Source organism: Gammaproteobacteria bacterium, assembly GCA_034522055.1.
GTDB lineage: Bacteria > Pseudomonadota > Gammaproteobacteria > JAABTG01 > JAABTG01 > JAABTG01.
Genome location: JAXHLS010000006.1, coordinates 735,972 through 758,345, shown reverse-complemented (window position 1 = coordinate 758,345; position 22,374 = coordinate 735,972). Strand labels below are relative to the sequence as shown.

24 protein-coding genes are annotated in these 22,374 nt (G+C 64.9%); 14 read left to right on the top strand and 10 right to left on the bottom strand.

The genetic code is table 11. From position 1 onward, the window contains the following. Positions 1-3 precede the first annotated feature (3 nt). From oadA to ccmA, 10 genes are all read right to left on the bottom strand, one after another. The gene (gene oadA / locus U5S82_22295) at positions 4-1,827 is read right to left on the bottom strand and encodes a sodium-extruding oxaloacetate decarboxylase subunit alpha (GenBank protein MDZ7754293.1); all 1,824 of its coding nucleotides are present in this window, start codon (positions 1,825-1,827) and stop codon (positions 4-6) included. Between the two features lie 55 nt (positions 1,828-1,882). After that, positions 1,883-3,301: an acetyl-CoA carboxylase biotin carboxylase subunit gene (locus U5S82_22290; GenBank protein ID MDZ7754292.1), complete on the bottom strand. Its 1,419-nt coding sequence runs from the start codon at positions 3,299-3,301 to the stop codon at positions 1,883-1,885. Positions 3,302-3,464: 163 nt separating this feature from the next. Then, the gene (gene ccmI, locus U5S82_22285) at positions 3,465-4,742 is read right to left on the bottom strand and encodes a c-type cytochrome biogenesis protein CcmI (protein ID MDZ7754291.1); all 1,278 of its coding nucleotides are present in this window, start codon (positions 4,740-4,742) and stop codon (positions 3,465-3,467) included. Beyond that, positions 4,742-5,230 (bottom strand): cytochrome c-type biogenesis protein, encoded by a 489-nt coding sequence (locus U5S82_22280; GenBank protein MDZ7754290.1) that lies wholly within the window; start codon positions 5,228-5,230, stop codon positions 4,742-4,744. The genes ccmI and U5S82_22280 overlap by 1 nt, the downstream gene beginning before the upstream one ends. Beyond that, positions 5,227-5,763, bottom strand: coding sequence for a DsbE family thiol:disulfide interchange protein (locus U5S82_22275; GenBank protein ID MDZ7754289.1), 537 nt, complete (start codon positions 5,761-5,763; stop codon positions 5,227-5,229). The genes U5S82_22280 and U5S82_22275 overlap by 4 nt, the downstream gene beginning before the upstream one ends. Beyond that, positions 5,760-7,748 carry a heme lyase CcmF/NrfE family subunit gene (locus U5S82_22270; GenBank protein MDZ7754288.1) on the bottom strand — a complete coding sequence of 663 codons (1,989 nt, stop codon included), beginning with the start codon at positions 7,746-7,748 and terminating at the stop codon, positions 5,760-5,762. Before U5S82_22270 ends, U5S82_22275 begins: the two co-directional genes overlap by 4 nt. Then, entirely contained in the window at positions 7,745-8,215 is a 471-nt protein-coding gene (ccmE, locus tag U5S82_22265; GenBank protein MDZ7754287.1) for a cytochrome c maturation protein CcmE, read from the bottom strand. The genes U5S82_22270 and ccmE overlap by 4 nt, the downstream gene beginning before the upstream one ends. Then, the gene (locus U5S82_22260; GenBank protein ID MDZ7754286.1) at positions 8,212-9,435 is read right to left on the bottom strand and encodes a cytochrome c maturation protein CcmE; all 1,224 of its coding nucleotides are present in this window, start codon (positions 9,433-9,435) and stop codon (positions 8,212-8,214) included. Before U5S82_22260 ends, ccmE begins: the two co-directional genes overlap by 4 nt. Before the next feature lie 12 nt (positions 9,436-9,447). Beyond that, positions 9,448-10,116, bottom strand: a complete 669-nt coding sequence (gene ccmB / locus U5S82_22255) for a heme exporter protein CcmB (protein MDZ7754285.1) — start codon at positions 10,114-10,116, stop codon at positions 9,448-9,450. A 17-nt stretch (positions 10,117-10,133) separates the two neighbouring features. After that, on the bottom strand, positions 10,134-10,766 hold the full coding sequence (gene ccmA / locus U5S82_22250; protein MDZ7754284.1) for a cytochrome c biogenesis heme-transporting ATPase CcmA: 633 nt from the start codon (positions 10,764-10,766) through the stop codon (positions 10,134-10,136). A 430-nt stretch (positions 10,767-11,196) separates the two neighbouring features. Here ccmA and U5S82_22245 point away from each other — a divergent pair, with 430 nt between their 5' ends. From U5S82_22245 to U5S82_22180, 14 genes are all read left to right on the top strand, one after another. Then, positions 11,197-11,646: a YceD family protein gene (locus tag U5S82_22245; GenBank protein ID MDZ7754283.1), complete on the top strand. Its 450-nt coding sequence runs from the start codon at positions 11,197-11,199 to the stop codon at positions 11,644-11,646. Positions 11,647-11,922: 276 nt separating this feature from the next. Continuing rightward, entirely contained in the window at positions 11,923-12,102 is a 180-nt protein-coding gene (gene rpmF, locus U5S82_22240) for a 50S ribosomal protein L32 (GenBank protein MDZ7754282.1), read from the top strand. Between the two features lie 3 nt (positions 12,103-12,105). Further along, a complete protein-coding gene (gene plsX, locus U5S82_22235) occupies positions 12,106-13,131 on the top strand; it encodes a phosphate acyltransferase PlsX (GenBank protein ID MDZ7754281.1) in 1,026 nt (341 codons plus the stop codon). After that, on the top strand, positions 13,128-14,096 hold the full coding sequence (locus U5S82_22230; protein MDZ7754280.1) for a beta-ketoacyl-ACP synthase III: 969 nt from the start codon (positions 13,128-13,130) through the stop codon (positions 14,094-14,096). Before plsX ends, U5S82_22230 begins: the two co-directional genes overlap by 4 nt. Positions 14,097-14,112: 16 nt before the next feature. Further along, on the top strand, positions 14,113-15,048 hold the full coding sequence (fabD, locus tag U5S82_22225) for an ACP S-malonyltransferase (GenBank protein MDZ7754279.1): 936 nt from the start codon (positions 14,113-14,115) through the stop codon (positions 15,046-15,048). A 9-nt stretch (positions 15,049-15,057) separates the two neighbouring features. Next, complete coding sequence (gene fabG / locus U5S82_22220) at positions 15,058-15,801, top strand: 3-oxoacyl-ACP reductase FabG (protein MDZ7754278.1); 744 nt, start codon at positions 15,058-15,060, stop codon at positions 15,799-15,801. 135 nt (positions 15,802-15,936) lie between these two features. After that, positions 15,937-16,173 (top strand): acyl carrier protein, encoded by a 237-nt coding sequence (gene acpP / locus U5S82_22215; protein MDZ7754277.1) that lies wholly within the window; start codon positions 15,937-15,939, stop codon positions 16,171-16,173. 123 nt (positions 16,174-16,296) lie between these two features. Then, positions 16,297-17,535, top strand: a complete 1,239-nt coding sequence (gene fabF, locus U5S82_22210; protein MDZ7754276.1) for a beta-ketoacyl-ACP synthase II — start codon at positions 16,297-16,299, stop codon at positions 17,533-17,535. Positions 17,536-17,574: 39 nt separating this feature from the next. Further along, the gene (gene pabC, locus U5S82_22205) at positions 17,575-18,402 is read left to right on the top strand and encodes an aminodeoxychorismate lyase (protein ID MDZ7754275.1); all 828 of its coding nucleotides are present in this window, start codon (positions 17,575-17,577) and stop codon (positions 18,400-18,402) included. A 5-nt stretch (positions 18,403-18,407) separates the two neighbouring features. Further along, the gene (mltG, locus tag U5S82_22200; protein MDZ7754274.1) at positions 18,408-19,493 is read left to right on the top strand and encodes an endolytic transglycosylase MltG; all 1,086 of its coding nucleotides are present in this window, start codon (positions 18,408-18,410) and stop codon (positions 19,491-19,493) included. Further along, the gene (gene tmk / locus U5S82_22195; GenBank protein ID MDZ7754273.1) at positions 19,490-20,113 is read left to right on the top strand and encodes a dTMP kinase; all 624 of its coding nucleotides are present in this window, start codon (positions 19,490-19,492) and stop codon (positions 20,111-20,113) included. Before mltG ends, tmk begins: the two co-directional genes overlap by 4 nt. Next, positions 20,113-21,114 carry a DNA polymerase III subunit delta' gene (gene holB / locus U5S82_22190; GenBank protein ID MDZ7754272.1) on the top strand — a complete coding sequence of 334 codons (1,002 nt, stop codon included), beginning with the start codon at positions 20,113-20,115 and terminating at the stop codon, positions 21,112-21,114. Before tmk ends, holB begins: the two co-directional genes overlap by 1 nt. A 33-nt stretch (positions 21,115-21,147) precedes the next feature. Next, positions 21,148-21,492 (top strand): PilZ domain-containing protein, encoded by a 345-nt coding sequence (locus U5S82_22185; protein MDZ7754271.1) that lies wholly within the window; start codon positions 21,148-21,150, stop codon positions 21,490-21,492. A gap of 7 nt (positions 21,493-21,499) precedes the next feature. Beyond that, positions 21,500-22,276, top strand: a complete 777-nt coding sequence (locus U5S82_22180) for a TatD family hydrolase (protein MDZ7754270.1) — start codon at positions 21,500-21,502, stop codon at positions 22,274-22,276. The last annotated feature ends 98 nt before the right edge of the window (positions 22,277-22,374 follow it).

Here is a 22,374-nt window from a genome sequence, read left to right as displayed (position 1 = left end):
CCTTCAGTCGGCGCGGATCTCGATGAGGGCCTCGTCCGGATTGACCGTATCGCCCTTGTTCACATGGACGACCTTGACCGTGCCCGTGATGGGAGCCTGGATCTCCGTCTCCATCTTCATGGCCTCCGTCACGATGACGGGGTCACCCGCCGATACCCGGTCGCCTTCCTTCACCAGGATCTCCACGATGGTGCCGGGCATCGACGTGGTGACGTCCCCCTTGTCGCGGGCCGGTGGGCGCCGGCTGCCCTTGTGGATGGTGCTCTGGGAACCACCGGGATCCAGGGGGATCTCGTGGAGGGATTCCACCATCACCTCCTCGGGCATGCCGTCGACGGTGAGATAGAAGGGGCGCTTCTCCTGGGTCTTGTGGCCCGTACCCTTGAGCTGGATGTGATAGGTCTCGCCATGCACCGTGAGGTTGAACTCCGTCGGTGCGGGGCCGCGGGAGGACTGGCTCGGATCGATGGGCTCGAGGGGCTCGGGCACCAGGGTGCCCGCCTTGCGGTCCTCCAGGAAGTCCTTCGCCACCTCGGGGAACATGGCATAGGAGAGCACGTCCTCCTCGGACTCGGCCAGGTCGCCCACGTTGTGGCGCAATTCGTCCATCTCATCGGGCAGCAGATCGGCAGGGCGACAGGTGATGACCTCGTCGTCGCCGATGGCCAGCTTGCGCACCACCGAGTTCACCTCGCCGAGGGGCTGGCCATAGCGTCCCTTGAGATAGAGCTTCACCTCGTTGGTCACGGTCTTGTAACGCTCACCGTTCAACACGTTGATCACCGCCTGGGTGCCCACGATCTGGGAGGTGGGAGTCACCAGGGGCGGGTAGCCCAGGTCCTGCCGTACCTTGGGGATCTCGGCCATCACCGCGCTCATCTTGTCCAGGGCACCCTGCTCCCGGAGCTGGTTGACCAGGTTCGACACCATCCCCCCCGGCACCTGGGACACCTGGACCCGGGTATCCAGACCGGTGTACTCGCTCTCGAAGTGATGGTACTTCTTGCGCACGCCATAGAAATAGAAGCCGATCTCCTGGAGCAGTTCCAGGTCGAGGCCGGTGTCGTAGGGAGTGTCCTTGAAGGCCGCCACCATACTCTCCGTGGGCGGGTGACTGGCCCCCCCGGAGAACGCGGAGATGGCGGTGTTGATGTTGTCGCACCCGGCCTCCACCGCCTTGAGCATGCACATCTCCGATAACCCGGAGGTGGCGTGGGAGTGGACATGAATGGGGATGCTCACGGCCTCTTTGAGCCGGGATACCAGATCATGGGTGGTCAGGGGCGTGAGCAGGCCTGCCATGTCCTTGATGGCCACGGAGTCGCAGCCCATGGTCTCCAGCTTTTCCGCCATTTCCACGAAACGGGGGATGGAATGCACCGGGCTCACGGTGTAGGAGATGGCCCCCTGGGCATGCTTGCCCTCCTTGCGTACCGCGGCTATGGCCGTCTCCAGGTTGCGGGTATCGTTGAGGGCGTCGAAGATACGGAAGATATCGACGCCGTTGACGGCGGCCAGATGGATGAAGGCCCGCACCACGTCGTCGGAGTAGTGGCGGTATCCCAAGAGATTCTGGCCACGCAACAGCATCTGCAGGGGCGTGTTGGGCAGGGCCTTGCGCAGTGCCTTCAGCCGCTCCCAGGGGTCCTCCTTGAGGAACCGCATGCAGGTGTCGAAGGTGGCTCCACCCCATACCTCGAGGGACCAGAAGCCCACCGTGTCCAGCTTCGGGCAGATGGGCAACATGTCCTCGGTACGCATCCGCGTGGCGATCAGGCACTGATGCGCGTCTCGCAGAATGGTGTCTGTGATGGAAACCCGGGACATAGTTGACGTTCCTCAGTTAGATGTGCGGTACACGGATCCCGAACCCCGGGCCCCTTCAGAAGCCCAGATGACCGGCGATGGCGGCGGCGATGGCGGCGCTGAGTTCCTGGGGCCGGCGCTTGCTGGAGTACTCGAGAAGCTCGGGATGGGACTCCACGAACCCGGTGTTGAAGTTGCCACTGCGGAACTCCTCGGTGGTCAGGATCTGCCGATAATAGGGGATGGTGGTGCGCACCCCGTAGACGCCGATATCACTCAAGGCCCGCGCCGCCCGATCCAGCACCTCCGGCCAGGTCAGGGCCCACACAGTCAGCTTGACGCACAGGGAGTCGTAATAGGGGGGGATCTCGTATCCCGTGTAGATGGCCCCATCGGTACGCACCCCGGGACCGCCAGGGGCATAGTAGCGCGTGACCACGCCGAAACTCGGCAGGAAGTCGTTCTTGGGGTCCTCGGCATTGATGCGGAACTGCATGGCGAACCCCCGGCGACTCACGTCTTCCTGGGTGATGCCCAGGGGCTCGCCGTTGGCGATATGGATCTGCCGCTTGACGATGTCGATGCCGGTGATCTGCTCGGTGACCGTATGTTCCACCTGTAGCCGGGTGTTCATTTCCATGAAGTACACGTTGCCGTCATCCGCCAGCAGGAACTCCACCGTGCCGGCGTTGGTGTAGCCCACGGCATCGGCGGCCCGGGCGGCATACTCACCGATGGTTTCGCGCAGCCCCTCGTCCAGTTGCGGCGACGGCGCGATCTCGATGAGCTTCTGGTGGCGGCGCTGGATGGAGCAGTCGCGCTCGAACAGGTGGATAACGTTGCCGTGTTCGTCCGCCAGTATCTGCACCTCGATGTGCCGGGGGTTGACGATGGCCTTCTCCAGGAACACGTTGGCGCTGCCGAAGGCCTTGATGGCCTCGGAGGTGACACGGGCGAAGTTGTTCTCGAGTTCACGCTCGGAGTCGCAGCGCCTGATGCCCCGGCCGCCGCCGCCGGAAGTGGCCTTGAGCATCACCGGATAGCCTATTTTTCCGGCCACACGGCGGGCGTCGTCCAGGGAATCGAGATTGCCGTCGCTGCCCGGGACCACCGGTATGCCGGCCTCGATCATGGCCTCGCGGGCCCTGATCTTGTCCCCCATGCGGCGGATGACATGGGCGGTGGGGCCGATGAACTTCACGCCCCGGGCCCGACAGATCTCCGCCAGGGTGGGATTCTCCGACAGGAAGCCATAGCCCGGGTGCAGGGCGTCACAGCCCGTGGCGACGGCGAGATTCACCAGTCGGTGGACGTTGAGATAGCCGGCTACCGACTCGGGGCCGATGTTATAGGCCTCATCCGCCTTCTTGACGTGCAGGGCATGGCGGTCCGCGTCCGTGTACACCGCCACCGCGGTGATCCCCATCTCATTGCAGGCGCGCACGATACGGACCGCGATTTCACCACGATTGGCGATGAGGATCTTTCTAATCATCCGGTAACTCGTTGTAAAAAATAGAGGATTTCCAGCGCGAGCGAACGCCGGGCGTGAGCGGACCGATGATCTGCCGGGCCTGCCACCCGAAGGCCCGGAAGCGCCGCATTATTGTTACTTGGCGGCGTGCTTGTCCAGCCGTGGGTCCGGCGGGGCGGGCGGATCAGCCCTCGACGCGGCTGTCGATGACCACGTCCACCGCCGGCGCGCGACGCCACGGCACGGGTTTGCTGAGCCCCTGGAGATCGCCGGCCTGGGGCATGGCATTGCCGCTGCGAGAGATGCGTGCGCCGATGACCACCTCGTCGAAGTTCGACAGGCGGAAGGCCGGCGTCATGGCCATATCGTCGTCCAGAACCACCTCGAAGGGCAGATCGGCGACGGTCTTGCGCACGATGGCCAGGGGCATGCGAGGCCCGGCGGCGGCGCGGGCGAAGACGAACACGGTATCGGAGTCGCGGGCCTCGGCTGCCGTAACGCTATCCAGGCTCACCTTCACCTTGATCTCCGCCGCCTCATCGAGGGTTGCCGGTGACGGCGTGGGCTCGGCGGCCGTCACGGCCGCGCCGGCGGATGTTGGCGTCTCGTTCCCCCTATCGGCTTCGAGATCGGCGATATGTTCATCCAGCATCGCCCGCTCATCTTCTTCGAGGAGCCCGCGCAGCCGCCGCCAGCTTGCCAACGCGGTACCGGCGTCACCCTGCTGGCGGGCGGCGACCCCCTTCAGCCACAGGCCGTTAGGGTGGTTCGGCTCGATGGCCAGGGCCCGGGACACGAAACGCGCCGGCTCTCCTTCCAGATTGCCGCCCCGTGCCAGGGCCAGGGTCTCCCCGTGGAACACCAGGAGGTCCGGATCCTGGGGCGCCAGCTCCCGGGCATGGGCGAAGGCCGCGAGGGCCTCATCGTAGCGCTCGAGCATCTGATAGGAACGGCCCAGCATGGTCCACCCCTCCAGGTTGCGGGGCTCCTTTTCCATTTTGCTGGCCAGCCCGTCCACCATCTCAGCTATGGAGGGTTGCCGGCCGCCCTGGCCGCCGCTCTGGCCGCCGCTTTGGCCGGCCGTCTGAATGGCATTGGTCGCCAGTTCCCGCTCGCCGATGCTGAAATAGAGACCAAGGGTGAGCAACGGAACGAACAGCCCGACGACGAGGGCGCTCCCGCGACTGGCCGTGACTGTACCCGTCGTCCCGGTCTGGGGTTGTTCACCACCGGCATCACGTAGCAGCTCCCGCTCCAGTTCGTGGCGGGCGGCGGCATAATCCTCCGCGCTCATGACCCCGTCGGCCTTGTCCTGGTCGAGTTGGGCGAGGCGATCATTGAAGATTTCCATGTTGAGGGAGGCACGGTCCACGGCACTGCCGCGACGCCAACCGAACAGACTGGGCAGGAGCATGGCGAGCGCGGCCAGCACCATGAGGGTGGCGAGTATCCAGAAAAGCATCAGTTATCCCGGGAGTCGGAGGGAGAATGGTCGAGCAGATTGTCGAGGCGAGCCTGTTCCTCGGCGCTCAGGGCCTCGTCGCTGGATGCACTGGCTGCCTTGCGTTTCCTGATCTGCAGGAACAGAACCGTCAGGCCGGCCAGTGCCAGAAGCAGCGGCGTCAGCCACAATAGCAGGGTGGTACTCTTGACGGGTGGCCGGTAGAGGACGAAATCGCCGTAGCGGTCCACCATGAAGTCGATGACCTCACCCTCGGTCTTGCCTTCCTCCACCATGTTGTAGGTCTCACGTCGCAGATCCTTCGCCAGATCGGCATCGGAGGCGGCGAGGTTCTGGTTCTGACACACCAGGCAGCGGAGTTCCTCGATGAGGTTCTTGTAGCGTCTCTCCGCCTCGGGGGAGGAGAAGGACAGTGGTTCCACCGATCCCCAGGCACCGGCGGCCAGACCGCAGGCCAGGAGAATCAGCAGCAGCCGCGTCATTTTCATCCTTCGCCCTCCTGTAGCCGCCGGATCCGCGGCAGCACTTCCGTCTCCCAGGCCTCTACCGTCAGTGGTCCGGTGTGTTTGTGGCGAATGATGCCATCACCATCCACCACGAAGGTTTCGGGGACGCCGTAGACCCCCCAGTCGATACCGACCCGACCATCCTCGTCATAGACGCTCGCCTTGTAGGGGTTGCCGAGTTGTCGCAGCCACTGCAGCGCCGCCGGTCGTTCATCCTTGTAGTTCAGACCATAGATGGGGATGACGTTCTGGCGCGCGAGGGACACCAGCAAGGGATGTTCGTGACGACAGGCCACGCACCAGCTCGCCCACACATTGAACAACACGACACCATCGGCCTTGAGGTCTTCCAGACCGATGGACCTTTCGGCATCCGCCAGGGTGGGCAACTCGAACGCCGGAGCCGCCTTGTTGATGAGAGGGGAGGGTACCTCGCGGGGGTTAAGGCCGAGCCCGATACCCAGGAAAACGATCAGGACGATGAAGATTCCGAAGGGAATCAGCAGTCGCATCATCCCCCGGCACCCTCTGCTATGCCGGCCATCGGCCGTGGCGTCGCGCCGGCACCACCCGCCCTCACCACCCGGCGAGCCAGACGGTAGCGCCGGTCGAAGGAGGCCAAGAGGCCGCCTATGCCCATCATCAGGCAACCGAACCAGATCCACTGTATGAAGGGCTTGTGGTAGACGCGCACCGCCCAGGCACCACTGCCCACCGGCTCACCGAGGGCGACGTAGAGGTCCCGGGTCACCCCGGCGTCGATGGCGGCCTCGGTCATGGGGTTCTCCTGGGAGGCATAGTATCGTTTCTCGGGATAGAGCGTGGTAACGCGTTCACCACCCTCATAGACATCCATGGTCCCCATGGTGGAACGGTAATTGGCCCCCCGATGGGGCGCCACACCCTCGAACTGGAAGCGATAATCCTTCACTTCGAGGCTGTCGCCGGGGGCCATGCGCACGTCCTGCTCGATGCTGTAGGCCGAGGTGAGGGTCACCCCGACCACGAACACCGCCATACCCGTGTGGGCGACGGTCATGCCGCCGAAGCCGAGAGACAGGCCCCGCATGCCCTTGCCACCCATCTGGCGGCGGACGCCATAGAGGGCCGTGACCACGATCCAGAAGGCCGCGAACAGACCCAGCCATACCATGATGTCCGACAGCTTACCCACCAGTCCGAGGGTCACCGAGGCGAGCACGATGGCCGCGGGCAGGGTGAAGCGGTTCAGCCGCGCGAGCCGCGCCGGCGTGTCCTTCTTCCAGCGCGCCAGCGGGCCGATGCCCATGAGCAACAGCAGGGGCAGCATGAGGGGCACGAAAACCGTGTTGAAGTAGGGTGGTCCCACCGAGATCTTGCCGAGCCCCAGGGCGTCCAGAAACAGCGGGTAGAGGGTGCCGATGAGCACACTGGCCGCGGCCACCGTGAGCAGGATGTTGTTCAGCAGCAGAAAGGTATCCTTGGATACCCACTCGAACCTGGCGCTGGCACTCACCGCGGCGGCACGCCAGGCGAACAGCAGCAGGGAAGAGCCGATGACCACGCACAGGAAGATGAGTATGTACATCCCGCGCGCCGGATCGGTGGCGAAGGCGTGGACGGATACCAGCACCCCGGAACGCACCAGGAAGGTCCCCAACAGACTGAGGGAGAAGGCGAAGATGGACAGCAGGACCGTCCAGCTGCGAAAGGAGCCCCGCTTCTCGGTGACGGCGAGGGAGTGGATGAGGGCGGTGGCCACCAGCCACGGCATGAACGAGGCGTTCTCCACCGGGTCCCAGAACCACCAGCCGCCCCAACCCAGTTCATAGTAGGCCCACCAGCTACCGAGGGCGATGCCGAAGGTCAGGAACATCCAGGCCACGTTGGTCCAGGGCCGCGTCCAGCGCACCCATGCGGAATCCAGTCGGCCCTCCAGCAGGGCGGCGATGGCAAAGGCGAAGGGCACTACCATGCCCACATAACCCAGGTACAACATGGGCGGGTGGATGGCGAGCCCGGGGTCCTGGAGCAACGGGTTCAGCTCGCGCCCCTGCAGCGGTGCCGGGAACAGGCGTTCGAAGGGGTTGGAGGTGCCCAGGGTGAACAGCAGGAAGCCCACACCCACCAGACCGATGACCGCCAGCACCCGCGCCGTGAAGACCTCCGGCACGGAGCGGCTGAACAGGGTGATGGCCAGGCCCCAGATCCCCAGCATCAGCACCCAAAGCAACAGCGAGCCCTCGTGGGCCCCCCACACGGCGGAGATCTTGTACATCAGGGGCTGGGCGGTGTTTGAGTTGGTGGCGACGTAGGCCACCGAGAAATCATCCACCAGGAAGGCATAGGTCAGACAGATGAAGGAGATGGCCAGGAACAGCACCTGGGCCCGGGCCGCAGGAACCGCCACACCTATCCATGCGGGTCGGTCCAGCCACACCCCCAGCAATGGCAGAGTACCCTGGATGATCGCGATGGACAGGGCGATGATGAGGGCGAAATGCCCGATTTCGGGGATCATGAGCCTTGCCCGGGGTGGGAGAGCGGGTTGTTGCCCGGACTGGTTTCCACCGCCTTCAGGGCCTCGGCCACCTCCGGCGGCATGTAGTTCTCGTCGTGCTTGGCCAGTACCTCGTCGGCCACGAACTGGCCGTTGCCGTTCAGCCGCCCGAGGGCGATGATCCCCTGACCCTCACGGAACAGATCGGGCAGGATGCCGGTATAAACCACGGGTATGTTGTGCGCGGTATCGGTGACCTTGAATTCCACCTCCAGGGAGTCCTGACGGCGCTTGACGCTGCCGTTCTCCACCAGGCCGCCGAGGCGGAATACATGGTTGTCCGGGACCTCGCCCGCCGCCACCTGGGTGGGGCTGAAAAACAGATTAATGTTCTCGTTGAGGGCCATGAGCATCAGACCCACGGCGACGGCCACCAGGGTCACCAAGGCGCCGATCAGCGCCAGTCGTTGTTTTCTTTTCGGATTCATCTATCGAGTTCCTCGCGCCTGTGTCTGCGCGCAATGACGGCCTTGCTCGTTGCCAGACAACGATAAGGCGCCAGCGCGTTGATCAGCAGCGTCACCAGGGCAATCAGGTAGGCGATTATGACGTAACTGCTGTGGTCCCGTACATTGAGGGCGGCCACGGAACGGGCCTCGATGCGCCCCGTCTCCGCGGCGTACGTGCCGGTCACCCGGGCACCCCAGCCGGCCCTGAACTGTGCCGGGAGATTGCCCGGGAAGCGTATATCCACGGCCGCGTCGTCCACTGCCAGACGAAAACGCTTGATGGCCCCGTGGTCCTCGACGTCCCGCACGACCCCCTGCACGGTGATCGCCTCGTGTTCGACTGCGGAGACCTGTGCCAGTTCACCGGGACTGTAAACGGCTTCACGCTCCGATGACAGGTGCAACCATGCCGTGAATATGATCGCGATCAACGGGATGGTCCAGGCGACGTATTGCGGCCGGGTCACGGGCGGCTCCCGGACCCAGGATGCCCGGACCTCGTTCTGCAACACCATGCAGCGCCCCCGCACCAGCAAGGCAGTGGCGTAGAAGAATACGAACATGGCCATCATCAGCAGCAGCGCCGCGAGCATGGTGCCCTGGATGGAGGGCTGGGAGAACTTGCTGATGGTGGCGCCCTGATGGAGGGTGTTCCACCACTGCACCGAGTAGTGGATGATGGGGATGTTGATGACCCCCACGAGGGCCAGCACCGCGGCGGCCCGTCCCGCATTCTGGCGATTCTCGATGGCCGCCCGCAGGGCCATGTAACCGAGATACAGGAACAGCAGGATCAGTTCCGAGGTCAGCCGCGCATCCCATTGCCACCAGGTCCCCCAAGTGGGCTTGCCCCAGATGGAGCCGGTCACGAGAGCCAGAAAGGTGAAAGAGGCCCCGATGGGCGCGCTGGCGGCCGCCACTACGTCCGCCAGCTTGATGCGCCAAACTAAAAAGATGAGGCTCGCCACCGCCATGACCACATACACCATCATGGAATTGGAAGCGGCCGGCACGTGGATGAAGATGATGCGGTAACTCTCCCCCTGCTCGGAATGGGTGGGCGCCAGCACCAGGCCGATATAGAGGCCGACTACCATCAGGCCGAGGGCCACTGCCAGGGTCCATTGGGACAGCCAGCCGGCGATGCCGTAGTAAATGCGGGGCGAGGAGAAACGGTGAAGGAATCGTGGTATACGCATGGGAATGGGATTCTAGCCGATGCTGACCCGGATGGCGGCAGCGGTTGCCAGAGGGGATAGGGCGATGGAGAGGACCAGCAACGCCCCCATGAGATAGAGATGACCCGCTACGCTGAGCCCGGCGGTGGCATCGTTGACGGCCAGGGCGCCGAAGATCAGCACCGGCACATAGAGGGGGAGCACCAGCAGGGACAACAGCACGCCACCGCGCTTCAGCCCCACCGTGAGCCCCGTGCCGATGGCACCGATGAGACTCAGTACGGGGGTGCCGAGGGCGAGGCTGGCCACCAGCACCCACATGGCGTCACCCGGCAGATACAGCAGCACCCCCAACAACGGCGCGATGATAATCAGGGGCAGGCCGGTGATCAGCCAATGGGCCAGTACCTTGGCCAGGACGATCACCGACAGGGGGTGGTGGCTCAAGGCCATCTGTTCAAGGGAGCCGTCCTCGAAATCCGTACGGAACATGGCATCCAGGGCGAGCATGGAAGCCAGCAGCGCGGCCACCCAGATGATCCCCGGCGCGATCTCCGCCAGGGTGGAAGGCGCCGGACCTATACCCAGAGGGAACAGGCTGACCACCATGACGAAAAACACCAGGGGATTGGCCAGTTCGCCGCGGTGCCGGAACGCCAGGGTCAGGTCCCGCATCAGGACCCTGACGAAGACGTGGCCCATTCGTCCATCCGCCTCCGTCACGAATCGGATACCCCGGCGCTGAGGTCGATGACCTTGACCGTGCAGCCGTCGAGGCGGGTGGTGTGGTGAGTGGTGAGCACCACGATGCCTCCGCTTCGAACATGCTCCAGCAAGATGGCCTCGACATCGGCTATCCCCCTGCGGTCGAGGGCGGTGAAGGGCTCGTCGAGCACCCATAGCAAGGCATCGCTGACCAGCAGGCGTGCCAGCCCGACCCGCCGGTTCTGGCCCGCCGACAGCATCCGGCAGGGCACGTCCTCGAAGCCGCGCAGAGACAGGCGGTCCAACACCCCGTAGAGGTCGACATCGCCACGCGGGGTAGCGAGGGCCTGGGCGAAACGCAGGTTTTCCAGCGGAGTCAGCTCGGCCTTGACCCCGGCATGATGGCCCAGATAATTGATTTGGCTGAGATAATCCGGGCGCACCCGTTCCACCGGTTGGTTCCGCCAGTAGATCCCGCCTGCGCTGGCCAGCGCCAGTCCGCAGATGATGCGCAGGAGACTGGTCTTGCCGCTGCCATTGCGGCCCTCGACTTGAAGGATCTCCCGGGCCGCGAGTTGAAAATCGAGGCCGGAAAACAGCAGTCGGTCGTCCCTTTCGCAGGCCAGATCGCGGGCTGCAAGCAGCACTTCGGGGCCTTCTTGTCCGTGGGTGTTCATCCCTATGCGAGGTTGTCTCGAGGCGGCGGCGTGGCGGGGCGGATCCCGTTGAAGGGGCGGGAGTATGAATGAGTTTTAAACGGTTCGCCAAGATGACACGAAATGGCTGCTCCCCGGCGACGTCGTGGCCAGCACTGGCGTGGGAATAGTTGGAACATCTATAGCGGCGGGTGCGCGTGGGTGGGGTCTGACTGTCGGGATGAATCCCGACAGCCGTACCGCAAGAACGGGCGGTGGCAGTAGATCAGTCTTGGGCCTATCCCGCGACGATTCGCCCTGAACCGGGATGGCGCGAATTACTTTGACTTGTCGGCGGGCTGTTTTGTACCATTCCTCGTTTATGCCGGGCCGCCTCCCAGAACTGATAGAGCCGTTTCAACTCGTTGAAAGGCGAGCGGTTATGGAGGATTCCTACGCCGTCGCCGCGCTTGCGCGCGTCCTGTCCGCCGTCATCGACAGCAGTGGAGAGTTCGCGGTCCGGCTCGAATTCGGTCGTGACGCCGCGAATCACGCCGTGATCGGGGGGCACCTGGTTGGTACGGTGACCCTGCAGTGCCAGCGCTGCCTCGAGCCCATGGCCGTCAAACTGGAGATCAGGCCGCACCTCGGTCTCTGCTCCTCGGAGGCGGAAGCCGAGAGGCTCCCGGAGGAACTCGAGCCGCTGATAGTGGGGGACGCCCCGTTGAGTATTCGGAAACTGGTGGAAGACGAAATACTGCTTGCGCTCCCCATCGTGGCGCGTCATGCCCGGTCCTGCAGGGAAGTGCCGGCGGCGGATTCGGAAGCGCCGACGCGAGGCGCGCGCCAGCCGTTCCGGGACCTCAGAAAGCTGCTCGACAAAGGGGATTAGCGCCCCGCCGGAGGCGCGGCGGTAAGCGCGGCAGCGGTCTCCGGACGCTGCCCGCAAGGAGTTCGGAAGCCGCGCTTTCCGGGCTGGTTAGCGGCGTGTAATGTACACCGCGCGGTTCGGTGAGAGCCCTTTTCCCTAGCCACTGGGCTGGGCAATGGGCTGGGTACTGGGCTAGACACTGGCCACAGGCACCGGGCATCCATCCCATGGTGGTCTGGTGGATGCAGGGGCACGCATTCGCCCCAATAGATTCAGTTACTTGGAGAAACTCTAGCAATGGCTGTTCAGAAAAACAGAAAGACACCTTCCAAACGCGGCATGCGGCGCGCCCATGACAAGCTGTCGAGCCCCGCACTGTCTACCGACCCGACCACCGGCGAGGTCCATCTGCGGCACCACATCACGCCCGACGGCTATTACCGTGGTCGCAAGGTATACACCACCCCGGAAGAATAAGGCTTGGAATCCTTTGCCATCGCCCTCGACGCCATGGGGGGTGATCACGGCCCCGAGGTGGTGGTTCCTGCCGCCATCGACGCCCTCGATCGACATCCCGGGCTGCGGCTCGTGCTGGTGGGGAACGAGCAGATCCTGGCTCCCCTGGCGGCCTCGGCGGGCGAGGAGGCGCGCCACCGGCTGACCATCCGCCACGCCAGCCAGATGGTCGGCATGGATGAATCCCCCGCGGCGGCTCTGCGCGGGAAGCGCGACTCGTCCATGCGGGTGGCCATCGACCTGGTGAAACAGGGTACCGCGGCGGCCTGTGTCAGTGCGGGCAACACGGGGGCGTTGATGGCCATGGCGAAGTTCGTGCTGCACACCCTGCCGGGCATCGACAGGCCGGCCATCGCCACGGCGCTCCCTACCATGAAAGGGCACGTGCATGTGCTCGACCTGGGGGCCAATGTGGACGTCACCCCGGCACAGCTGGTGCAGTTCGCCATCATGGGGTCCGATCTCACCAGCGCGGTGGAGCACAAGGCCGCGCCACGGGTGGCGCTGCTCAACATCGGGGCCGAAGCCATCAAGGGCAACGAGACCGTCAAACAGGCCTCGGCCCTGATGGCCGATACCGGACTCAACTATATCGGCTACGTGGAGGGAGACGGCATCTTCACGGGTGAGGCGGATGTGGTGGTGTGTGACGGTTTCGTGGGCAACGTCGCCCTCAAGACCTCGGAGGGCGTGGCCAAGATGATCAGCCATTATCTGAAACTCGAATTCGGCCGCAACCTCGTCACCCGCATGGCGGGGCTGGTGGCTCTGCCCGTATTGCGATCCCTGAAACTGCGCCTCGATCCACGCCGCTACAACGGCGCCAGCCTGCTCGGCCTCCAGGGCATCGTCATCAAGAGTCACGGTGGGGCGGATCGGCTCGCCTTCACCCACGCCATCGACGAGGCGGTGAACGAGGTGGCCAACGACGTACCCGCCCGTATCCGGAACCATATGCAGCAGCGCCTGGAGGCCAGGGCCGCATCGTGACCCATTCCCGCATCATGGGTACCGGCAGTTATCTGCCCGAGAAGGTGCTGACGAACGCCGATCTCGAGAAGATGGTGGACACCAGCGACAGCTGGATCGTGGAGCGCACGGGGATCCGTGAGCGCCGTATCGCCCGTGACGGCGAAACCACCTGCGATCTGGCCGAGCGGGCGGCGCGCCGGGCCCTGGATCACAGTGGGCTGAATCTCGACGCGGTGGAACTCATCATCGTTGCCACCACCACGGCGGACAAGGTGTTCCCCAGTACCGCGTGTCTGCTCCAGGGCCGACTCGGCATCAGCGGCTGCCCGGCCTTCGACGTCCAGGCGGTGTGCACGGGATTCATCTATGCATTGTCGGTAGCCGATCAGTTCATACGCTCCGGTCACGTCAGGAACGCCCTGGTGGTGGGGGCGGAGACCATGTCCCGCATCATCGACTGGACGGATCGGGGCACCTGCGTGCTGTTCGCCGACGGCGCGGGGGCGGTGGTGCTGGAGGCGAGCGAAGAGCCCGGAATCATGTCCACCCATATCCACGCCGACGGCGCGTATGAGCATTTGCTGACGGTGGACGGCGGGATTTCCGAGGGCTACGACCACACGGCCGAGGGCAAGGCCTATCTGCGCATGCAGGGCAACGAGGTGTTCCGGGTGGCGGTGAATACCCTGGGCAGGATCGTGGACGAGACCCTGGAGGCCAACGGGCTGGCGAAGAGCGACGTGGACTGGCTGGTACCTCACCAGGCCAATATCCGTATCATCGCCGCCACCGCACGCAAGCTGAAGATGTCCATGGACAACGTGGTAGTCACCGTGGATACCCACGGCAATACCTCCGGGGCCTCCGTTCCCCTGGCCCTGGATACCGCGGTCAAGGACGGTCGCATCAAGCGCGGCGAGCTACTGTTGCTGGAGGCCTTCGGTGGTGGCTTCACGTGGGGCTCGGCCCTCATCAGGTATTGATCAGGCGGTATCTCCAATGACGATGGCATGTATCTTTCCAGGCCAGGGCTCCCAGTCCCTGAAGATGATGTCTGCCTTCGGCAGCCATCAGGCGGCCGTCCGGGAGACCTTCGAGGAGGCGGGCGATGTATTGGGTCTCGATCTGTGGCGGCTCGCCCAGGAGGGCCCCGAGTCCGAACTCAACCGTACCGATCGCACCCAACCCCTGATGTTGACCGCCGGCGTCGCCGTATGGCGGCTGTGGCGGGCCGCCGGCGGGCCGGTGCCCCAGTCCATGGCGGGCCATAGCCTCGGCGAATACACCGCCCTGGTGTGCGCCGGCGCCCTCGATTTCGCTGCCACCGTGGCCCTGGTGGCCGATCGAGGGCGCTTCATGCAGGAGGCCGTAGCCGAAGGCAGCGGCGCCATGGCGGCCATTCTGGGCCTGGATGACGACACGGTGGCCGCGGTGTGCGAGGGCGTGGCCGGCGACCAGGTGGTGGCGCCGGTGAACTACAATGCCCCGGGGCAGGTGGTGATCGCCGGCCATGCCGCAGCCGTTCATCGCGCCGTGGCATCGGCCAAGGAGCGGGGCGCGAAGCGGGCGCTTACCCTGCCGGTCAGTGTTCCCTCACACTGCAGCCTAATGAAACCGGCGGCAGAAAGGCTCCACTTACGTCTTTCCGAAGTGACCATTGACCCCCCGGCCATCCCCGTCATTCACAATGTAGACGTGGCGACCCACGACGTTGCCGATGACATCAGGCAGGCCCTCGCCGCCCAACTGCACCATCCCGTAAGATGGGTGGACACCATACGCAGGCTGTACCGGGAGGGTGTCGGGAGCGCGGTGGAATGCGGTCCGGGCAAGGTGCTCGCAGGGCTTAACAAACGCATCGAACGCGACATGCCGTGTCTGCCCATCCATGACGCCGAGAGCCTCGACAAGGCGCTCTCAGCCGTCGAGCCATAGGAGAAACAGGTGCGGCTTGAAAACGAGATCGCAGTGGTGACGGGGGCGAGCCGGGGTATCGGCCGGGCCGTGGCCCTGACCCTGGGGGCCGAGGGTGCCACGGTCTGCGGCACCGCCACCACGGAAGACGGGGCGGAGATGATCACCCGAATGCTGGCTGAACAGGGTGTCATGGGGCGGGGCTTCTGCCTCGATGTCACCGACGGTGGGGCCGTCATGGCGGTGTTGGGAGACATCGAGACCCGTTTTGGCGCACCATCCATCCTCGTGAACAACGCCGGCATCACCCGCGACAATCTCGTGCTGCGCATGAAAGAAGACGAGTGGGACGATGTGGTGGGCACTAACCTGACCGGTGTCTACCGGGTCACCAAGGGCGTCACCAAGGGCATGATGAAGGCCCGCCGCGGCCGCATCATCAACATTTCTTCGGTGGTTGCAAGGCTTGGCAACGCCGGGCAAGTCAATTACTGTGCCGCCAAATCCGGCGTCGAGGGCATGACCCGGGCATTGGCTCGGGAACTTGCCCCCAGGGGCATCACGGTGAACGCGGTTGCACCGGGTTTCATCGAGACGGACATGACCCGGGGGCTGTCCGCAGAGCACCGCGAGACCCTGAAGGACCAGATCCCCCTGGGCCGACTGGGTTCGGCGGAGGACGTGGCGCAGGCCGTGGTCTTTCTGGCCTCCCCGGCGGGGGCCTACATCACCGGCGAGACGCTCCACGTGAACGGCGGTATGTATATGTCTTGACGAAATTTTTTGGCGACGGCGGATGCCGTTTCCGGGGGAGGCGGGGGATCTACCCGTTATTGCATGTTGAATTGTTTAAACTAAACTATGCCGGCGCGCTTAGCGCGGCCAGTTTACCGGGAGGGTTATCAGCTTATGAGCAGCATTGAAGAACGCGTCAAGAAGATTGTCGTGGAACAGCTCGGCGTAAAAGAAGATGAGGTCAATGGTGAAGCCTCATTCGTGGATGATCTCGGCGCGGATTCCCTGGACACCGTTGAACTGGTGATGGCCCTCGAGGAAGAGTTCAACTGTGAGATTCCGGACGAAGAGGCGGAGAAGATCACCACGGTCAAGCAGGCCGTCGATTACGTCAATCAGCACCTGGACTGATTCGTCGTCCGGCGTGATGCCAAGGGCCGCCGACCGTAGTCGCTACGGTGGCGGCCCTTGGCGTTTTTTGCACCGTGTTCCGGGCATGACGTGGTTCCGTGGAGGGCCTTGGAGGATGAAGAGTTGAGAAGACGGGTTGTCGTAACGGGCCTGGGCATGGTGTCGCCCGTGGGGAATACGGTCGAAGATACCTGGCGGAACATCGTTGCCGGCAAGAGTGGTATGGCCCCCATTACCCACTTCGATGTCTCGGACTTCAGCGTGCGCTTCGCGGCTACGGTGAAGGACTTCGACGTCTCGCAGTACATCAAGCCCAAAGAGGCCAAGAAGATGGACCCCTTCATCCACTACGGCATCGCCGCCGGGATGCAGGCCATACAGGATTCGGGTATAGCGGTCACCGAGGCCAATGCCGAGCGCATCGGCATTGCCATCGGATCAGGCATCGGTGGTCTGCCGGGCATCGAAAAAGGTTGTGATGCCCTGGTCCGGGGAGGCGCGCGCAAGGTCTCACCCTTCTTCGTGCCCAGCAACATCATCAACATGATCGCCGGCAACCTGTCCATCGAGTACGGCATCAAGGGGCCCAACTACGGCATCGTCACGGCCTGTTCCACGGGCACCCACAACATCGGTGACGCCGGACGCATGATCGAGCGGGGCGACGTGGATGTCATGGTGGCCGGCGGCGCCGAGATGGCCACATGCCCCCTCGGGGTGGCCGGTTTCGCATCTGCCCGGGCTCTGTCCACCCGCAACGACGAGCCGGAGCGCGCGAGCCGTCCCTGGGACGTGGGCCGGGACGGCTTCGTGCTGGCGGACGGCGCCGGTGTCGTGGTGCTGGAGGAATACGAGCATGCAAAGGCGAGGGGCGCCCGCATCTACTGTGAACTGGCGGGCTTCGGTATGAGCAGCGACGCCTACCACATGACCGCGCCGTCCCCCGGCGGCGAGGGCGCCAGCCGCTGCATGGAGATTGCCCTCGCCGATGCCGGTATGACGCCGGAGGCGGTGGATTACATCAACGCCCACGGCACCTCCACCCCGGCAGGTGACATCGCCGAGACCGATGCCATCAAGCATACCTTCGGCGACCACGCATACAAGGTGGCCGTGAGTTCCACCAAGTCCATGATCGGTCATCTGCTGGGGGCCGCCGGCGGCGTCGAGGCGGTGTTCTGCATCCTCGCCCTGCGTGACCAGGTGGCGCCACCCACCATCAACCTGGAAGAGCCGGATCCCCAGTGCGACCTGGATTATGTCCCCAAGGAGGCCCGACAGATGAAGCTGGACGTGGCCATGTCCAACTCCTTCGGCTTCGGCGGCACCAACGGCACCCTGATTTTCAAACACGTCACCTGATTCACAGCCGCCTGGTTTCCGGGTTCGCCTCCCGTGCTCATGATCAACGGTACACCCCAGGGAACGGTGTCTCCTGACGACCGTGGTCTCAATTACGGCGATGGCCTGTTCGAGACCTGTGCCGTGAGGGATGGTCGGCCCTTGCTGTGGGAGCGCCATCGGGAACGTCTCCACCGCGGCTGTCGCCAACTCAGGATCCCCCCACCCGCCGCGGCGACCCTCGACGACGAGGTCACGGCGCTGTGCCGGGATCAACAGCAGGCCGTAGTGAAGGTGCTGCTGACACGAGGATCCGGCGGGCGCGGTTACCGGCCTCCGGCCAAGGCGGAGCCCCTGCGCATCGTCAGCATCCATCCCTGGCCGCAACAGGTGGAGGAACGGGCGCGCCGGGGTATCAGCGTAAGGCGCTGCATCACCCCGTCGTCGGCCAACCCGGCTCTGGCGCGCATCAAGCACACCTCGCGGCTGGAGAACGTCCTGGCCCGTGCCGAATGGTCCGCCGACGATCCTGCCGAAGGCCTGATGCTGAATCTGGAAGGCGAGGTAGTGGAGGGCACCGCTTCCAACGTCTTCATGGTGAAGGACGATATGCTCTATACGCCGTCCTTGGAACGGAGCGGCGTGGCGGGGATCGTCCGCGAGGTACTCCTGGAAGGGGCGGCGGAGGCCGGCATCCCGGTGGCCGTGACGGCCATTCCCGTGGCACAGCTCAAGCAGGCCTCCGAGGTCTTCGTCTGCAACAGCGTGGCCGGGATCTGGCCCGTCGTCTGGTTCGATGGTACCGCCATGCCACAGGGCCCCCTGACCCGCAGGTTGCAGGGGATCCTGGCGGCAAAAGACGCATTGGCCTACCCGCTGGAGGCCTGAGACCCATGATCCGACCCAGCAGTCCCGGTGCGCACGGAGACGGCGGCAACCCTGCCTCCGGAGGCGGCGGCTGGCTGGCCCGGGTGTTGTTTCGCCTCGCGGGCCTGCTGGTGCTCTCTTCCAGCCTCGCGGTGGGGGTCCTGTGGTACGGCTGGAAGGCTGCCATGGAGACCCCCATCCGGGTGCCGGACGAAGGCCTGATCTACGAGATCCCGCAGGGCGTGAGTTTCAGGACCATCATGCAGGACCTGGCCCGCCGGGGGATTGTCGCAAAGCCATTCTATCTGCGCGTCGAGGCTCGTTACAGCGGCGATGCCGGCCGCATCAAGGCCGGTGAATACCTGCTGAATCCGGGGCTGACCCACCGCCAGTTGCTCGATGAGTTGGTGCGGGGAGAGGTCATCCAGCACACCCTGACCCTGGTGGAAGGATGGACGTTCCCCGAGATGATGGCCGCGGTGGCCGGCCATGACAAACTACAGGCACGCCTCTCGGAGTCCGATCCCGAGGCCGTGATGGCGGCCCTGGGACGCGCGGGCGAGCATCCGGAAGGCCGCTTTCTCCCCGAGACCTATCATTTCCCCAAGGGCACCACCGACGTGGCCTTCCTCGCCCAGGCCTACCGGGCCATGGAACGGGTGCTGGCGGAGGAATGGTCGCAGCGGGAGGTGGATCTCCCCTATGAGACGCCCTACGAGGCGCTCATCATGGCGTCCATCGTGGAGAAAGAGACGGGCCAGGCCGGCGAGCGATCCGAGGTGGCCGGCGTATTCGTGCGCCGTTTGCGCCGCGGCATGCGCCTGCAGACGGACCCCACGCTGATCTACGGCCTCGGGGCGGACTTCGACGGCAACCTGAGGCGGGTGGATCTGCGCACGGACACACCGTATAACACCTATACCCGCCACGGCCTGCCTCCCACCCCCATCGCCATGCCCGGCCGCGCCGCCATCCACGCCACCCTCCATCCGGCCGGCGGTGAGGCCCTGTATTTCGTATCCCGCGGGGACGGCACCCACCACTTCTCCGCGACCCTGCGGGAACACCAGAACGCCGTCAACGAGTACCAGCGCGGGAGGCGGTCGCCGTGACCGGGCGCGGGCGATTCATCACCGTGGAAGGCATCGAGGGCGCGGGCAAGTCCACCCACATGCCCGCGATCCGGCGCGTTCTCGAGGCCCGCGGCCATCGCGTGCTGATGACCCGCGAACCCGGAGGCACGCCCGTGGGCGAGCGCATCCGGGAGCTTCTGCTCCAGCCCACGGCAGAGGGCATGGCGGTGGATACGGAACTGCTTTTGATGTTCGCCGCCCGCGCCGAGCATGTGGGGCGGGTCATCAGGCCGGCCCTGGATGCCGGCTCCTGGGTGCTGTGCGATCGCTTCACCGATGCCACCTTCGCCTATCAAGGCGGCGGCCGGGGTATCGAGGCGGCGCGTATCGAGGCCCTGGAGGACTGGGTGCAGGGTGATCTGAGGCCGGACCTGACCCTCATACTCGATGTATCGCCGGCCACCGGGATGGCGCGAATAGGCCCGCGCGGCCACCAGGACCGCATCGAGCGCGAGGGAACCGAATTCTTCGAGCGTATCAGAGAGGCCTATCTGGAGCGCGCCGCCCGCCACCCGGGGCGCTACCGCGTCATCGATGGCGGGGCCGACCTGGCCACCGTGCAGGCGCGCCTGACCGCCGTGTTGGAGGCCCTGCCCTGATGGCCCTGGGGATGGATCGAGTGCTGCCCTGGCAGCAGGAACCCTGGCGCCAGCTGATGGCACGCAAGGCCGCGGGACGCTTCCCCCACGCCCTGCTCATCGGTGGCCCCGCCGGCATTGGCAAGAGGGCCTTCGCGGCGGCCCTGGCCGGCGCCCTGTTGTGTGAGGAAAGCGCAGGCGCCGCGTGCGGCCGCTGCCCGGGCTGTCTTCAGTTCGCCGGCGGCGCCCATCCGGATTACGGCCTGTGGGAGCCCGAGGAGGACGCGGTGGCCCTCAAGATCCACCAGATCCGGGAGATGAATCAAACCATCTTTCTGACCCGCAGCCGCGGGCCCTACAAGGTCTGTGTGGTCAATCCGGCGGATGCCATGACGCCCGCCGCGGCGGACAGCCTCCTGAAGACGCTGGAGGAACCGCCGCCCCTGACGGTGCTGCTGCTGGTCAGTCATCGCGCGAGCCAGTTGTCGGCCACCATCCGCAGTCGCTGTCAGGCCGTCAGGCTTGCCCCCTGTTATGGCGAGCCGGCCAGCGGCTGGCTGCAGGCCCAAGGCCTCGATGAGGCGGCCGCCACCAACCTGCTGGGCATCACGGGTGGCACCCCTTTGCGCGCCCTGGCCCTGGCGGGGGAGGGGGCGCTGGAAGAGGGGGGCAGGGTGGCCGCCGAGGTCCGGGACCTCGCCCACGGCCGGGCGGACCCCGTGACGGTGGCGCAACGCTGGTCCAAGATCGGACTGGAGGTGGTGCTGCCGTGGCTGCAGGGCCTCATCCAGGACGCCATACGTGGAGCCTGCGATCCCTCCGGGGCGAGCCTGCGCCACGTCGTGACGGACGAGAGCCCCGCCCACCTGTCGTTGGGCCATGAATTGGCGCTATTATTCGCCATCGACGCCCGCCTGAACCGCCTCGCCGAGGCCCTGGCCCAGCGTCACAGCCTCAGCCACAACAGTCTCGCGGAGCAGATCGCCATTCCGCTCTACCAGGCGGGCGGCCGTGGTAAATGAGCCGTGGTAATTCAGATCGGGAGGAGGTAGCCAGTGGCCGGACCAAAACAGGGGATCCTGTCCCTCACCATCAAGGACAAAAGCGCGCTCTACGCCGCCTACATGCCCTTCATCAAGAACGGCGGCCTTTTCATCCCCACCAGCAAGGCCTATCACATCGGCGACGAGGTGTTCATGCTGCTCACCCTCATGGACGAGAAGGACAAACTGCCGGTGGCGGGCCGTATCGTGTGGGTGACACCTCGCGGGGCCCAGGGTAATCGTACTTCGGGCATCGGCGTGCAATTCAGCGAACTTGACAACGGCGCCACCAAGAACAAGATCGAGAATCACCTCGCCGCGGCCCTCAAGTCCGACCGCCAGACCCACACCATGTGAAGGTTAAATGCTGGTAGATTCCCACTGTCATCTCGACCTGCTGGACCTGGAACAGTGCGGCGGTTCCCTGGACGCCGTGCTGGAAAACGCCAGCGCGGCCGGCATCGAACACTTGCTGTGTATCTCGGTCAACCGCGGCAACGTGGCCACCGTGCGCGCTATCGCCGAACGCTATCCCCAGGTATCCGCCAGTGCCGGCATCCATCCCAACGAAGAGAGCGGTCCCGATGACGTGTCCGTGGATGATCTCCTGGCCTGGGCGGACCACCCGGAGGTGGTGGCCATCGGTGAGACGGGGCTGGATTACTTCCGCAGCGAAGGTGACCTGGAATGGCAGCGTGACCGCTTCCGCCGCCATATCCGCGCGGCCCGGGAGACGGGCAAGCCCCTGATCATCCACTGCCGCCAGGCGGCCGCGGACACCCTGCGCCTGCTCAAAGAAGAAAATGCTTATGAGGTAGGCGGCGTAATGCATTGTTTTGCCGAGGATTTGGATACTGCGAAGCAGTCCATGGACCTGGGCTTCATGATATCCTTCTCGGGCATCGTCACCTTCAAGAATGCCCGGGAACTGCAGGCGGTCGCCCAAGAGGTGCCCCTCGACGCCATGCTGGTGGAAACGGATTCGCCGTGGCTCGCTCCCACGCCCCATCGCGGCAAGACCAACCAGCCCGCCTATACCCGCCACGTCGCGGAAACGGTGGCGTCCCTGCGGGGCATCGGGCTGGACGAACTCGCGGCGGCCACCACGGACAACTTCTTCCGGCTCTTCCCAAAACCCTGAGAAAGCCATCCTCTTGCCCCCTGGACCACACCGGATCTTAATTAGATCTGCAATATAGTCTCTCACGGAGGCACGGAGGCACTGAGAAAGACAGATGC

Excerpts from the sequence above, each read along its gene's own strand:
- U5S82_22280 (MDZ7754290.1), bottom strand. The coding sequence starts at position 5,230 with ATGAAAATGACGCGGCTGCTGCTGATTCTCCTGGCCTGCGGTCTGGCC.
- pabC (MDZ7754275.1), top strand. The coding sequence starts at position 17,575 with ATGATCAACGGTACACCCCAGGGAACGGTGTCTCCTGACGACCGTGGT.
- acpP (MDZ7754277.1), top strand. The coding sequence starts at position 15,937 with ATGAGCAGCATTGAAGAACGCGTCAAGAAGATTGTCGTGGAACAGCTC.
- U5S82_22180 (MDZ7754270.1), top strand. The coding sequence starts at position 21,500 with ATGCTGGTAGATTCCCACTGTCATCTCGACCTGCTGGACCTGGAACAG.
- fabD (MDZ7754279.1), top strand. The coding sequence starts at position 14,113 with ATGACGATGGCATGTATCTTTCCAGGCCAGGGCTCCCAGTCCCTGAAG.
- holB (MDZ7754272.1), top strand. The coding sequence starts at position 20,113 with ATGGCCCTGGGGATGGATCGAGTGCTGCCCTGGCAGCAGGAACCCTGG.
- U5S82_22245 (MDZ7754283.1), top strand. The coding sequence starts at position 11,197 with ATGGAGGATTCCTACGCCGTCGCCGCGCTTGCGCGCGTCCTGTCCGCC.
- U5S82_22290 (MDZ7754292.1), bottom strand. The coding sequence starts at position 3,301 with ATGATTAGAAAGATCCTCATCGCCAATCGTGGTGAAATCGCGGTCCGT.
- U5S82_22275 (MDZ7754289.1), bottom strand. The coding sequence starts at position 5,763 with ATGATGCGACTGCTGATTCCCTTCGGAATCTTCATCGTCCTGATCGTT.
- rpmF (MDZ7754282.1), top strand. The coding sequence starts at position 11,923 with ATGGCTGTTCAGAAAAACAGAAAGACACCTTCCAAACGCGGCATGCGG.
- U5S82_22270 (MDZ7754288.1), bottom strand. The coding sequence starts at position 7,748 with ATGATCCCCGAAATCGGGCATTTCGCCCTCATCATCGCCCTGTCCATC.
- oadA (MDZ7754293.1), bottom strand. The coding sequence starts at position 1,827 with ATGTCCCGGGTTTCCATCACAGACACCATTCTGCGAGACGCGCATCAG.
- ccmB (MDZ7754285.1), bottom strand. The coding sequence starts at position 10,116 with ATGGGCCACGTCTTCGTCAGGGTCCTGATGCGGGACCTGACCCTGGCG.
- ccmE (MDZ7754287.1), bottom strand. The coding sequence starts at position 8,215 with ATGAATCCGAAAAGAAAACAACGACTGGCGCTGATCGGCGCCTTGGTG.
- U5S82_22260 (MDZ7754286.1), bottom strand. The coding sequence starts at position 9,435 with ATGCGTATACCACGATTCCTTCACCGTTTCTCCTCGCCCCGCATTTAC.
- mltG (MDZ7754274.1), top strand. The coding sequence starts at position 18,408 with ATGATCCGACCCAGCAGTCCCGGTGCGCACGGAGACGGCGGCAACCCT.
- ccmI (MDZ7754291.1), bottom strand. The coding sequence starts at position 4,742 with ATGCTTTTCTGGATACTCGCCACCCTCATGGTGCTGGCCGCGCTCGCC.